Consider the following 12,742-nt stretch of genomic DNA (forward strand, 5'->3'; position numbering starts at 1 on the left):
GCCGGCGGGATCTCATGGTCGATCCATTGTTATCTGACCTGACCCGGCCGGGCATCGGCGCGCCGCCCAAGGCGGCCGGCAGCGACCGCCGCATCCGGCCGCGCCGGCTTCATGGCGGCGCGATCCGGTCGTCTGTATTGAACAGACTCACATCCCAACGAACAAAAAAGCATAAACAAGCCTATTCATGTGCCGGCATTCCGGGAGCTGTTGATCCGAACTGTTCCACCATGGCGGATTCGTCTTGTTTTTGCGGCACAATAGTCGAATTGCCTAAATTTTGTCATTTTTTTTAATAAAAAGCAATTGCCGAAGCCGCAACAGAAAATCAAACGCGCCTCGCCACGCCGGTTTCCGAAAAATCATGGTCCAGACTGTAGCCTTTTCAAACCGGGTCCGCATCGGCGCGCAAGGTGCGGGTCGCTGAAGGCGGCATCGCCACCGCGCGACGATACGCCGATGCCGCAAGCGCGCCAACCGGGGCTTTCCCGGCATCCATTCCAATGTCGCGCCTTAATCGAAAATTAACAGGCGCATGTTACATTTTTCCGCATCGGGAAAATCCACGAGGCGCGGTTGCACTGGCGAATGACCTGCATCGGACCAACGCAAGCCGCGGCGCGGACCTGCCATGCCGCAGGGTGCCGCCAGCCTCGCCCGGGCGCACTTCCCGCGCCGATTCGCAAAAGCCGATTGTTCCGGAGGTAGAGTGACAGCAGACAACGCCGCCTTGGTGGCATGGACGGCGCGCGTAGCGCAGGCAACACGGAAGCTGCTGCCGAAAGGCGGCGACCTGGCCTGGCTCCTGCGCCAGAGCATGCATACGCATTTCCAGCGCCTCGCGGTGCTGCCGGTGTTCGGCCTGTCGCGCGGGCCGGTCCGCGTGCTCGATGTCGGCGCCGGCACCGGCGCCCTGTGCCTCGACCTTGCCTGGATGTGCGGTCCCGAAGCCCGGATCACCGCCGTCGACAACGACGCCCACGGCCTCTCGCTGCTGCGGGACCTCGCCGCCGCGCTGCACCTCGCGGTCGATGCCCGGCTGGCCGACGCCTATGCGCTGCCGGTCGAATCCGCCAGCCAGGACCTCACGCTGAGCCGCTTCCTGTTCCAGCACCTCGAACGGCCGGAGGCCGCGCTCGCCGAAATGGTCCGCGCCACCGCCCCCGGCGGCCGCGTCGCGGTCATGGAGGTCGATGACGGCGCCTGGTTCTCCTACCCCGACGAACCTCCGGCCCTGGAGCGGCTGAACGGCGCGGTCCGGCAGTTGCAGGCCTCGGTCGGCGCCGGGCGGCAGGTCGGGCGGCGTCTCTACCGGATGTTCCGCGCCGCCGGGCTCGCGGACGTGCAGGTGCTGGCCGTCCCGCGCGTGCGCCTCGGCCTCACCTACGGTCGCGATTCCGAGCTCGAAACGCACCAGAAGGAGTTCTACCTGAACCAGCGCGACCGTCTGATCGGCGCCGGGCTGATGACCGCGGCCGAATTCGACGAGGCGATGCGGGCGCTCGATGCCAGCTTCGCCGCCGACGATTTCGGCTTCGCCTGCGAATTCGTGGCGATCGGGCGGGTGCCCTGACCCGGCGCGCCGGGCCGGCCCGCGTCCTCAGCCGCCGCCCGGCGTGATTCCGGCGGACCGGATCCGGTCCGAGGCCGAGAGCAGCGCCTCGGCCAGCGCCGCCGCCGGATGCCGTCCCTCCGGGCCGATCACCACGAACTCGGTGAGTCCCAGGGGGGGCAGCCCGGCATCCGGCGGCACCGGCGCGAGGCCCGGCGGAATCAGCCGGGCCGCGTGCGCGGCGAACCCGAGCCCGGCCAGCGCCGCCGCCCGCAACCCGCTCAGGCTGCCCGAACTGCACGCGATCCGCCACGGCAGATGCGCCCGGTCCATCGCCTCCAGCGCCCGCTCCCGCGTCACACTCGGCGGCGGGTAGAGGACCAGCGGCACCGGCTGCCCCGCAACCGGCCGCTTCCCCGGCCGCGCGATCCACACCAGCTCCTCCGCCCATGCCACCCGCCCGCGCCGGTCGCCCGCCCGCCGCTTCGCGAAGATCAGGTCGAGTTCGCCGGCGTCGAAACCTGCATAGAGCGTCTGGCTCAGCCCCACCGTCAGTTCGAGATCCACCTCCGGATGCCGCCCGGCGAAATCGGCCAGCACCTCCGGCAAGGCGCTGAACACGAAATCCTCCGACGCGCCGATCCGGATCCGCCCGCGCAGCGCGCTCGCCGCGAAATAGGCGTCGATCCGCGCCTCCGCCTCCAGCAGCCGGCGCGCGAAATCCAGCAGCGCGTCGCCATCCGGCGTGGGCGAGACGCGGTGCGTATCCCGCGCGATCAGCCGCCGCCCGGCCAGCGCCTCCAGCCGCGCCACGTGCTGGCTCACGGTCGACTGCCGCAGGCCGAGATGCCGCGCCGCCCGGGTGAAGCTGCGCGCCTCGACCACCGCGATGAAACTCCGCAGCAGCACCGGCTCGAATCGCGGGCGCGCCGGCGCCTGGCCGGCATGATTATCATAAATCATGATTGCCGATATCACGTTCATCACGATTGTCCATGACCGGCATCCTGCTACATCGGCGTCATGTCCATACGCGCCACGCTGTCCCGCCTCGGGATCGACCCCTACCTGTTCTTCCTCCTCGGCACCGTGGCGCTCGCCGCGCTGCTGCCCGCGCGCGGCCTCGCCGCCGTCGTGGTCGGGCACGCGGTTCACTGGGTCGTCGCCCTGCTGTTCTTCGTCTACGGCGCCAAACTCTCCACCGCCGAGGTCCTGCGCGGCCTGCTGCACTGGCGGCTCCAGGGCGCGGTGTTCGCCTGCACCTTCATCCTGTTTCCCGCCCTCGGCCTCGCCGCGGTCACCCTGCTCGGCTCCGCCCTGCCGCCGGCGCTGGCCACAGGCATCATCTTCGTCGCCATCCTGCCCTCCACGGTGCAGTCATCCATCGCCTTCACCTCGATCTCCCGCGGCAACGTGCCCGCCTCGCTGTGCAGCGCGTCGGTCTCGAACCTCGCCGGCATGGTGATCACGCCGCTCCTGGTCATGCTGCTGCTGCACGCGAAGGGCGGGTTCAGCGCCGGCGCGCTGGAAGACATCGCGCTCCAGCTCCTCGCCCCCTTCGCGGCCGGCCAGCTGCTCCGCCCCATCCTCGGCCCCGTCCTGCAACGCCACCGCCTGATCATCACCATCGTCGATCGCGGCTCGATCCTCGTCGTGGTCTACGCCGCCTTCAGCGCCGGCATGGTCGGCGGCATCTGGTCGCGCGTCTCGCCGGAAAGCCTGGTCCTGGTCATGCTGGTCGATGCGGCGCTGCTCGCGCTGGTGCTCACCGTCACCAGCCTCGCCGGCGCCCTCGGCTTCTCGCGCGAGGACCGGATCACCCTCATCTTCTGCGGTTCCAAGAAATCGCTGGCGAGCGGCATCCCGATGGCGAACATCCTCTTCCCGGCGCAGACCGTCGGGCTGATCGTGCTGCCGCTGATGCTGTTCCACCAGTTCCAGCTCTTCGTCTGCACGCTGATCGCCCAGCGCTTCGCCCGCCAGCCGGCGGCGGCTCCCGCCATCGCCGCCTACCGTCCCGGCTTGAGCAGCCGCGCGAGCTCGCCCGGCAGAAGCCCCGCGAGCCCGAGTTCGGCGCAGCTCTCCCGCCAGCGCGCGAGATAGGTGCCGAGCGGCAGGTGGCTCCGCTCCGGCCAGCGGTTCAGCGCGCCGATATCGGCCACCGCCGTCTCGTCCGCCTCCAGCAGTTCCAGCACCGCGGGCACGGCGGGCCGGGCGGCGATCACGGTCCCATGCGTCGCGAGGAAGCCCGCCTGCGCCGCATACCAGCCGCCGAGCCCGGCATCGGCGCCCTGCGCCCGCGCCTCCGCCAGATCCTGTTCGAGCAGGTTCCGCCGATACGCGCGGATCGGCGCGGCATAGGCATTGTTGTGCGGAAACGGCGGCGCCACCGCCCAGCCCTCCGCCAGCCGCCCGAGGCCGCGCAGCGAGAACGCCTCCACCACCGCCTCCTCCAGCCACTGGCACGGGTTGCGTGGCGCATCGCCCCACATCCAGCTATTGGCCATCACATGGCCGAGCTCATGGCCGAACTGGTAGGAGAGATTGATCCAGTCCCGCGCGCCGACATCGACGGCGACGATCGCGGTGCCCGGCGCATCGGTATGCAGCCAGACATGCGGCGGGCCCGAGGCAACGTCCTGCACCCGCAGCGCCGTCGGCTGCCGGTCGGAGACAAGCCTGATCCCGTCGAGGCACGCGGCGCGCATCCGCCCGAGCACCGCGAGCACATCGCCGGGCGCCGAGCCGCGCCACGATCCCGCGAGCGAGAGCGGCGCGGTGAGAAGGCTCGCCCCGGTCGGCGTCGCGGCGTCTGCCGTCATGCTCGCTCCCATCATCAACGGTGCCGAGGCCGCGAGCCACAGCACCCTTCTGCGCGCCAGGCGGCAGATAGCGCGATGCGGCACGGGCGTTCGCTCCCCATCCGCGGGCAGGGCAGTGGCGTCGGCATCGGTCATGCAAGAGAAACTAACACCAGCGACGGCCCGGCGAAAGCGGAATCGTTTCGCCGCCGCCACGCCGCGCACCCACCGCGCGCCATCGATCGAAAAAGCCCAATGCCGATATCGATCTTTTCTATCGCTCACGGAAACTTGCTGTCACATAAACTTGCTCTGAACCCCCTGTGAGATTCCGGAAACAGGGTGGTCACTCCAGTCCGCTGCCCTTATTTCAACGGCGATCATGACGGAGGATCGCATTGTCGTTGTGTGATGAGGCGCGTCTGAAGGAACGGCGGTTCCGCCCGTGGCGCCGTCTGGCGCCGCTAACGCCATTGCTGCTCACCGGCTGTTCCGGCGGGCCGTTCCGCGTGTTCGACCCGAAGGGGCCGGTCGCCCGCGCGTCGCTGAATTTCACCATCATCGACGTCGTCGTGATGGCCTTCATCATCGTGCCGACGGCGTGCTTCATCCTCTGGTGCATCTGGCGCTACCGCCGCTCCCGCGCCGCCGCCTACAGCCCCGGCTTCAGCCACTCCCTGAAACTCGAAGCCGTCATGTGGGGAATCCCGATCGTCGTCGTCGCCGGCCTCGCCTATGCCTCCTACAACGGCACCTTCGCGGTCGATCCCTACGGCCCGCATGTCCTGCGCATGCCGGCGAGGGCAGGGCGCTCGCACCCGCTGAAGATCGACGTCGTCGCAACCGACTGGCAGTGGCTCTTCATCTATCCGAAGCAGCATGTCGCCAGCGTCGACCGGCTCGTCGTGCCCGCCGGCCGCAATGTCGAGTTCCGCCTGACCTCGACCAGCGTCGTCAACGACTTCTTCATCCCCCAGCTCACCGACATGATCGACGTGATGCCCGGCATGCGCACCAAGGATGCGATGCGCGCCAACGGCCAGGGGCGCTACGAGGGCTTCGCCGCCAATTTCAGCGGCGCCGGCTTCTCCTGGATGCGCTTTGCCACCGATGTCGTCGGCAAGCGGGGATTCGCGAAATTCGTGCGCCACGCGGCAGCCGCCCCGGCCGCGCTGACCTACGCCACCTTCGAGCGTTTCGCGCGGCCGACGATCAATCTCGACCAGCGGCCGCGCTATTTCAGCGCCCCGGCGCCGCACCTGTTCCGCCGCATCGTCGAGGCGTCGCGCAACGGCAAGACCTACCCGGTTCCGCCCCGCCTCACCGAAGCGATGGCGCGGGACCTGCGCGCCGGGGCCAGCTATTTCTCTCATCCGGCCGCGTCGCGCGGAACATCCGGCTGACGCCGGCAGCGGAAAGGAAGACTGCGTGCTCGTTCATCTTCAAGGTCCATGGTCGCCGCTGCTCGGGCGCCTGACTCTGAGTGCCATCCCCTACACGAGCCCGATCGTCGACGGCGCCTTCGTCTTCGCCGCCGGCGCGGCCGTCATCGTCATCGCCGCCATCACCCTCTCCGGCCGCTGGGGCTATCTCTTCCGCGAATGGCTGACGACGCTCGATCACAAGAAGATCGGCGTGATGTATGTCATCGTCGGCCTCGTGATGATGTTCCGCGGCTTCATCGACGGGCTGATGATCCGCACCCAGCAGATGATGGCGGACGGTCCGCATTCGCCCGGCCACCTGCAGGCCCTGCACGGCTACCTCCCGCCCTTCCATTTCGACCAGATCTACAGCTCGCACGGCGTGATCATGATCCTGCTCGCCGTCACCCCGCTGCTCACCGGCCTGTCGAACATCATCGTCCCGCTGCAGATCGGCGCGCGCGACATGGCGTTTCCCTACCTCAACGCCGTCGGCCTCTGGCTCACCGCCGTCGCCGCGGCGCTGGTGATGCTCTCGCTCTTCGTCGGCGACTTCTCGCATGACGGCTGGATCGGCCTGATCCCGCTCACCGAACTGCCCTACAGTCCCGGCGTCGGCGTCGATTACTGGATGTGGGCGATCCAGATCGGCAGCGTCGGCACCACGCTCAACGCGATCAACATGATCGCGACGATCGTGAAACTCCGCGCTCCGGGCATGACCTGGTCGCGGCTGCCCTTCGTGGTCTGGACCTCGCTGACGACCAACATCATCGCGCTGACGGCCTTTCCCATCCTCGGCGTCGCCCTGGCGATGCTCGGCGCCGACCGCTATCTCGGCACCCATTTCTTCACCGCCGGGCTCGGCGGCAACCTGATGCTCTACACCAACCTGTTCTGGATCTGGGGGCATCCGGAAGTCTATTTCGTCGTCCTGCCGGCCTTCGGCTTCATCTCCGAAATCATCCCCACCTTCGCCGAAAAGCCGCTCTTCGGCTACGCGACGATGGTCATCGCCACCTTCGCCATCGGCGGCATTTCCTGGGGCGTCTGGCTGCACCATTTCTTCACCATGGGCGCCGGGCCGGGGATCAACATCTTCTTCAGCACCGCCACCATGCTCGTCGGCATCCCGACCGGCGTGAAGGTGTTCAACTGGGCGCTGACGCTCTGGCGCGGCCGCCTGCGCTTCGAGCCGCCGATGCTCTGGGCGCTGGGTGCCTTGTTCCTCCTCCTGGTCGGCGGCCTCACCGGCATGATGCTGGCCATCCCCGCCATCAACTACACGGTGCATAACAGCGTGTTTGTGGTGGCGCATTTCCACTGCATGATGCTGCTGATCGCCTACGCGATCTTCGGCGCCATCATCTTCTGGTTTCCCAAGCTCTTCGGCTTCCATCTCGACGCCCCCTCGGCGCGCGCGAATTTCTGGTCCTTCTCGGTGGGCACCGTGCTGGTCTTCGGCGCCATGTTCGCCCTCGGCCTGATGGGCATGACCCGCCGGCTCGACTATCTCTCCAACCCCGGCTACGAGCCGCTGCTGATCGTCGAGGAAATCGGCATCTTCTTCTACTGCGTCTCGGTCTACTACTTCGCGAAGATGATCTGGGTGAGCATCCGCGACCGCGCGCGCAACCGCGCCGGCGCCGATTGCTGGACCACCGGCCGCACGCTCGAATGGCTCACCCGCACCCCGGTGCCCTTCTACAACTACGCCGTCATTCCCGTCGTGAACGAGCGCGACGAACTGGCCTGGCGGCGCGAGCGCGGGGTCGAGTCCGTGCAGCCCGACATCACGGCGGACATCCATTTGCCGAAGAACACGGTGGCGCCGCTGCTGATCGGCGCGCTGTCCATGGGCTTCGGCTTCGGCATGGTCTGGCGGATCTGGTGGCTCGCCGGCCTCTCCCTGCTCGGGATCATCGCGGTGGTCATCGCCCGCTCCTTCGTGCGGCAGACCGAGTTCGTGCTCACCGCCGAGGAGTTGCGCCGGCACGAGGCCGGGCAGCACCTGTCCGACATTTCGGCCGACCATATCAGCCCGCCGGTCGCCGAGCTGGAGCTGTTCTCATGAGCGATACGGATCTCACCCTCTGGGTGCGCGGCGAGCCCCCCGCGCACGATGCGATCGGCACGCAGACCTACGGTTTCTGGCTCTACATGATGAGCGACGCGCTGATCTTCGCCGCCCTCTTCGCCTCCTACGGCGTGCTCGATCACGCCTGGAACGCCGCCGGCGGCCCCACCGCGCGCGCCATCGTCCACCCGGTCGAGGCCTTCTGGCAGACCATCCTGCTGTTCGGCGCCGTCCTGTCCGGCAGCCTCGCCATGGCCGGCATGAAGCGCCGCAGCCGGCCGGCGGCCGCCGGCTTCCTGCTGGTCGCGGCCCTGCTCGGCACCGGCTTCGTCGCCCTCGAACTGCGCGACCTGGTCACCCTGGTCATGGCCGGCGACACGCCCGAACGCAGCGCCTTCCTCTCGATGTTCTTCCTCCTCGTGGCCACCCACGGGCTGCACGTCATCTTCGGCCTGCTGTGGATGGGGGTGATGATCGTGCAGGTCCTCGCCTTCGGCTTCACCGCCCCGGTCGTCACGCGCCTGCTCAACATGCAGATGTTCTGGCAGTTCCAGGCGGCGATCTGGGTCTGCGTCTTCGTCTTCGTCTATCTCCAGGGAGCGATGTGATGTCCGCCCGCCACGCCGATCCGCTCGACCATCCCGAAATCGCCCTCGTCAGCGCGCCGGCCGCCGTGGCCGGCACGCTGCTGGCCCTGCTGGCGATGGCGGTCGCCCTGCTGCTCACGCTGCTCCACGCCGGCACGCCGGCGATGCGGATGGCGGGCGCCGGCTGCCTCGCCGTCGTCGCCCTCGTCTCCCAGGCGCTGTTCCTCTTCCGCCTCGGCCTCGGCGAGACGCAGATCTGGAAGACGGTCGCCCTCGTCCTCGTCCTGCCGCTCTTCGTCGTCACCATCGGCCTGACCGACATCATGTTCCATTCCCTTCAGGCCCGCACCATGCTGGAGATCCCGCTGCACGGCGGCCTCGGCCCGTAAAACGCCCGCGCGCGTTGACACACCGGGCGTGCGCGCGCGCGTTTACACCGCCTCCGTCCTCGCGCATCATCCCCTCATGCAGACGCAGCGCGACTGGGCCGCCCTGCTCGCGGCCGCGCAGGCGGGCGACCGCCGCAGCTACGAGGCGCTCCTGCGGGCCGCGCTGCCCTGGCTGCGCGCCCAGGCGCGGCGCGCTTTCCCCGCCGCCGGCGCCGCCGAATGCGAGGACATCGTGCAGGACACGCTGCTGGCCCTGCACCGGAACCTCCATCTGTTCGATCCCGCGCGCCCGGCCGAGCCCTTCCTGCGCGGCATCCTCCGCCTGCGCGGCGCCGACCGGCTGCGCGCCCGGGCCCGCAACCGCGGGCGCGAGACCCCGCTCGACGACCTGCCCGTAACCTCGCCTTCGCTCGCGACGAACGACATGCAGGAGAGGGCGCTCGATGCCGGGCGCCTCGCCGCGGCGATCGACGCCCTGCCGCGGCGCGACCGGGACGTGTTGACGATGCTCAAGCTGCGCGAAATGACCCTGGCCGAGGCCGCCGCCGCCACGGGCATGACCATCGGCGCGCTGAAGGTCGCCACCCACCGCGCCATCCGCCGGCTGCGCCAGGCGCTGAAGGTGACCGATGCAGACTGAGGACCTGATCACCGCCCTGGCCGGCGATCTCCGGCCGGTCCGCCGGCTGCCGTCCCCCGCCGGCCTGCTGGCGCGCTGGCTCGCCGTCACCCTGCCGGCGCTGGCGCTGATCACCCTGATCATGGGCCCCCGGCCGGATCTCGGCGCGATCCTCGCCGGCCCCGGTTTCCTCGCCGCCGAGGCGCTCGGCGCGCTCACCGCGCTGCTCGCCGCCCATGCCGCGTTCTGCGCCGGCCGGCCGGACCAGCCGGGCTGGAAACCGGCCCTGCCGGCGCTTGCCCTGCTGCTCTGGCTCGGCGAGCTGGGCCGGCAATGCGCCGTGCTCGGCCTGCGCGGCGCGGATGGCGCCCTGCGCCTGCATCTCGACCTCGTCTGCGTGCCCGCCATCGCGATCGCCAGCCTCGTGCCCGCCGCCGCGATGGTCGCCCTGCTGCGCGGGAGCGCCGCCTTCCGGCGCGGCCCGGCCGGCCTGTGCGGCGCGCTTGCGGCCTGCGCCGCCGCCGAGGTCGCGCTGCGGCTGTTCCACGGCTCGGTCAATCTGGTCACGCTGCTCGCCTGGCAGATGGGCAGCATGCTGGCGCTCGCCCTGATCGGCGGCCTGGTCTCCAGCCGCCTGCTGCGGGCGCTGTCCACCCCCGCGCGCCAACCGCGCGCGGCTTTATAACAATGCGCCGCTCGCGCGCCGCTCTGTAAAAATTTTTCACCGCACCTGCTCACTAGGTGCATAGTTTCACATGTTTACGTGAAAACTTCACAAAACCTTCTGACGCGCCGACCCCCGAGGTGTATCTGAATCGCATCACGCGTTTCCGGATAACAACGAGGGTTCGAATGACGTATCAGCAGACGATTGGCACGATGAGCGAAACGATCGCCGCGAAGGGCGCCGCCTGGGAGGGCATCTCGCCCGAGGCCGTGGCCCGCATGCGGCTGCAGAACCGGTTCCAGACCGGGCTCGACATCGCCCGCCACACCGCGAAGGTCATGCGCCAGGACATGGCCGCCTTCGATGCCGATCCCTCGCGCTACACCCAGTCGCTCGGCTGCTGGCACGGCTTCATCGCCCAGCAGAAGATGATCGCGATCAAGAAGCATTTCGGCACCACCAAGGGCCGCTACATCTACCTCTCCGGCTGGATGGTCGCGGCGATGCGCTCCGAGTTCGGCCCGCTGCCCGACCAGTCGATGCATGAAAAGACCTCGGTGCCGGCGCTGATCGAGGAGATCTACACCTTCCTCCGCCAGGCCGACGCCCGCGAACTCGGCCTGCTCTTCCGCGAGCTCGACGCCGCCCGCGAGGCCGGCGACCTCGCGAAGCAGAAGGAGGTGCAGACCCGGATCGACAATTTCGAAACCCATGTCGTGCCGATCATCGCCGATATCGACGCCGGCTTCGGCAATGCCGAGGCGACCTACCTGCTGGCCAAGAAGATGATCGAGGCCGGCGCCTGCGCGCTGCAGATCGAGAACCAGGTGTCCGACGAGAAGCAGTGCGGCCACCAGGACGGCAAGGTGACCGTCCCGCACGAGGATTTCGTCCAGAAGATCCGCGCCCTGCGCTACGCCTTCATGGAGCTCGGCGTCGAGGACGGCGTGATCGTCGCCCGCACCGACTCGCTCGGCGCCGGCCTGACCAAGCAGATCGCCTATTCGAAGGAGCCGGGCGACATCGGCGACCAGTACAATTCCTTCCTCGACTGCGACGAGGTCGATCCCGCGCAGATCGGCAACGGCGACGTGCTGATCACCCGCAACGGCAAGCTGCTGCGCCCGAAGCGCCTGCCCTCCAACCTCTACCAGTTCCGTCCCGGCACCGGGGCCGACCGCTGCGTGCTCGACTGCATCAACGCCCTGAACAACGGCGCCGACCTGATCTGGATCGAGACCGAGAAGCCCCATATCGAGCAGATCGCCTCGATGGTCGATCGCGTGCGCGAGGTCATCCCGAACGCCAAGCTCGCCTACAACAACTCGCCCTCCTTCAACTGGACGCTGAACTTCCGCCAGCAGGTCTTCGATGCCTGGAAGGAGCAGGGCAGGGACGTCTCGGCCTTCGACCGCGCCCGGCTGATGAGCGCCGACTACGACGCGTCCGACCTCGCGGCCGAGGCCGATGAGCGCATCCGCACCTTCCAGCGCGACGCCGCGCGGCGGGCGAACATCTTCCACCACCTCATCACCCTGCCGACCTACCACACCGCGGCGCTGTCGACCGACAATCTCGCGAGGGAGTATTTCGGCGAGCAGGGCATGCTCGGCTATGTCGCCGGCGTGCAGCGCAAGGAAATCCGCCAGGCCATCGCCTGCGTGAAGCACCAGAACATGGCCGGCTCCGACATCGGCGACGATCACAAGGAGTATTTCGCCGGCGATGCCGCGCTGAAGGCCGGCGGCGCCCACAACACGATGAACCAGTTCGCGGCCTGATCCGCGGCGGCCCGGCACGCTCCGGGCCGCCATGCCGGCGCGGCGGGCTCAGCCCCGCCCGCCGGGCTCGTCCTCCCGCATGACCAGCGCCGCCGCGCGCTGCGCCAGCGGAGAGAACGCCGCCCGCCCCGCCGGGGTCAGATAGGGCTCGAACAGCGCCATCACCTGCCCGAACCCCCATTGCATCTGCTGCTCCGTCAGCCCGGCGGACGCGGTGCTGGTGCGCAGGTAATCCATCCAGTAGCTCGACACGATCCAGACATTGGTGACGAAGCTGCGGATCCGCCCGGCCGGAATCGCGAGGAACCCGTGCTCCGTGGCCAGCGCCATCACCCGCGCCACCGCCGCACTCGCCCGCGCCTGCACCTCCATGAACCGCCCCTTCAGCCCCGGCAGCCGGTGCTGCAGGTTGAACGCGTCGCGATAGAAGCACCGATAGCGCCACATCAGCGCGAACCAGCCGAGCTGGTACTCGGCATACGATTCCGCCGCCGCCGCGTCGCCCAGCTCCGCCTCCGCGACCGCGAGCTCCTCCTCCTGGAACCGCTCGAACAGGGTGGCGATCAGCAGCTCCTTCTTGCGGAAATGATAATGCAGGTTGCCCTCGCGCATCCCGCAGGCCGCCGCGATCTCGGCGACGGTCACGCCGAAGCCGCGCTCGTTGAACAGCCCGAGCGTCGCCTCCAGCACGCGCTGCCGCGTCGCTCCGGCCCGTCCGCCTGTCCCCGCCATGATCTTTTCGCCCCGACTCTTCGCTTGACCAAACTAGGGTATTCACCCTAATACTTTTCCCAATTAGGGCAAACACCCTAGCGCCGCGCCCGAATCCCGCATCGGCGGGCCGG

13 protein-coding genes are annotated in these 12,742 nt (G+C 68.7%); 10 read left to right on the forward strand and 3 right to left on the reverse strand.

The features are described from left to right. Positions 1-14 precede the first annotated feature (14 nt). On the forward strand, positions 15-296 hold the full coding sequence (locus ACMV_RS19650) for a hypothetical protein (protein ID WP_148361023.1): 282 nt from the start codon (positions 15-17) through the stop codon (positions 294-296). Between the two features lie 413 nt (positions 297-709). Next, complete coding sequence (locus ACMV_RS03905; protein ID WP_013639622.1) at positions 710-1,573, forward strand: methyltransferase domain-containing protein; 864 nt, start codon at positions 710-712, stop codon at positions 1,571-1,573. Between the two features lie 27 nt (positions 1,574-1,600). On the opposite strand, the gene ACMV_RS03910 is transcribed toward ACMV_RS03905, so the two are convergent. After that, positions 1,601-2,515, reverse strand: a complete 915-nt coding sequence (locus ACMV_RS03910; RefSeq protein ID WP_011941991.1) for a LysR family transcriptional regulator — start codon at positions 2,513-2,515, stop codon at positions 1,601-1,603. 60 nt (positions 2,516-2,575) lie between these two features. Here ACMV_RS03910 and ACMV_RS03915 point away from each other — a divergent pair, with 60 nt between their 5' ends. Further along, positions 2,576-3,655, forward strand: coding sequence for a bile acid:sodium symporter family protein (locus tag ACMV_RS03915; RefSeq protein ID WP_013639623.1), 1,080 nt, complete (start codon positions 2,576-2,578; stop codon positions 3,653-3,655). Here the strand turns inward: ACMV_RS03915 and ACMV_RS03920 are convergent. Further along, positions 3,562-4,374, reverse strand: a complete 813-nt coding sequence (locus tag ACMV_RS03920; protein WP_231844482.1) for a hypothetical protein — start codon at positions 4,372-4,374, stop codon at positions 3,562-3,564. The genes ACMV_RS03915 and ACMV_RS03920 overlap by 94 nt on opposite strands. Positions 4,375-4,751: 377 nt before the next feature. Between ACMV_RS03920 and ACMV_RS03925 the strand changes: the two genes are divergently transcribed. The 7 genes from ACMV_RS03925 (at position 4,752) to ACMV_RS03955 (ending at position 11,897) form a co-directional block, all read left to right on the forward strand. Next, entirely contained in the window at positions 4,752-5,756 is a 1,005-nt protein-coding gene (locus ACMV_RS03925; protein WP_013639625.1) for a cytochrome c oxidase subunit II, read from the forward strand. 25 nt (positions 5,757-5,781) lie between these two features. Then, on the forward strand, positions 5,782-7,851 hold the full coding sequence (locus ACMV_RS03930; RefSeq protein WP_011941987.1) for a cbb3-type cytochrome c oxidase subunit I: 2,070 nt from the start codon (positions 5,782-5,784) through the stop codon (positions 7,849-7,851). Then, positions 7,848-8,462, forward strand: coding sequence for a cytochrome c oxidase subunit 3 (locus ACMV_RS03935; RefSeq protein ID WP_013639626.1), 615 nt, complete (start codon positions 7,848-7,850; stop codon positions 8,460-8,462). Before ACMV_RS03930 ends, ACMV_RS03935 begins: the two co-directional genes overlap by 4 nt. Continuing rightward, positions 8,462-8,830, forward strand: coding sequence for a hypothetical protein (locus tag ACMV_RS03940; RefSeq protein ID WP_007424448.1), 369 nt, complete (start codon positions 8,462-8,464; stop codon positions 8,828-8,830). The genes ACMV_RS03935 and ACMV_RS03940 overlap by 1 nt, the downstream gene beginning before the upstream one ends. 28 nt (positions 8,831-8,858) lie before the next feature. Beyond that, positions 8,859-9,470, forward strand: coding sequence for an RNA polymerase sigma factor (locus ACMV_RS03945; RefSeq protein WP_013639627.1), 612 nt, complete (start codon positions 8,859-8,861; stop codon positions 9,468-9,470). After that, positions 9,460-10,134, forward strand: coding sequence for an NrsF family protein (locus tag ACMV_RS03950; RefSeq protein ID WP_013639628.1), 675 nt, complete (start codon positions 9,460-9,462; stop codon positions 10,132-10,134). The genes ACMV_RS03945 and ACMV_RS03950 overlap by 11 nt, the downstream gene beginning before the upstream one ends. A 167-nt stretch (positions 10,135-10,301) precedes the next feature. After that, on the forward strand, positions 10,302-11,897 hold the full coding sequence (locus ACMV_RS03955; protein ID WP_013639629.1) for an isocitrate lyase: 1,596 nt from the start codon (positions 10,302-10,304) through the stop codon (positions 11,895-11,897). A gap of 48 nt (positions 11,898-11,945) precedes the next feature. Here the strand turns inward: ACMV_RS03955 and ACMV_RS03960 are convergent, their stop codons facing one another. Further along, positions 11,946-12,629: a TetR/AcrR family transcriptional regulator gene (locus tag ACMV_RS03960; protein ID WP_007423162.1), complete on the reverse strand. Its 684-nt coding sequence runs from the start codon at positions 12,627-12,629 to the stop codon at positions 11,946-11,948. Positions 12,630-12,742: the final 113 nt, after the last annotated feature.

It is taken from the genome of Acidiphilium multivorum AIU301 (genome assembly GCF_000202835.1).
Classification (GTDB): Bacteria; Pseudomonadota; Alphaproteobacteria; order Acetobacterales; family Acetobacteraceae; genus Acidiphilium; species Acidiphilium multivorum.

Coding starts and splice junctions, on each gene's coding strand:
- ACMV_RS19650 (WP_148361023.1), top strand. CDS start 15: ATGGTCGATCCATTGTTATCTGACCTGACCCGGCCGGGCATCGGCGCG.
- ACMV_RS03910 (WP_011941991.1), bottom strand. CDS start 2,515: ATGATTTATGATAATCATGCCGGCCAGGCGCCGGCGCGCCCGCGATTC.
- ACMV_RS03915 (WP_013639623.1), top strand. CDS start 2,576: ATGTCCATACGCGCCACGCTGTCCCGCCTCGGGATCGACCCCTACCTG.
- ACMV_RS03920 (WP_231844482.1), bottom strand. CDS start 4,374: ATGACGGCAGACGCCGCGACGCCGACCGGGGCGAGCCTTCTCACCGCG.
- ACMV_RS03935 (WP_013639626.1), top strand. CDS start 7,848: ATGAGCGATACGGATCTCACCCTCTGGGTGCGCGGCGAGCCCCCCGCG.
- ACMV_RS03940 (WP_007424448.1), top strand. CDS start 8,462: ATGTCCGCCCGCCACGCCGATCCGCTCGACCATCCCGAAATCGCCCTC.
- ACMV_RS03950 (WP_013639628.1), top strand. CDS start 9,460: ATGCAGACTGAGGACCTGATCACCGCCCTGGCCGGCGATCTCCGGCCG.
- ACMV_RS03955 (WP_013639629.1), top strand. CDS start 10,302: ATGACGTATCAGCAGACGATTGGCACGATGAGCGAAACGATCGCCGCG.
- ACMV_RS03960 (WP_007423162.1), bottom strand. CDS start 12,629: ATGGCGGGGACAGGCGGACGGGCCGGAGCGACGCGGCAGCGCGTGCTG.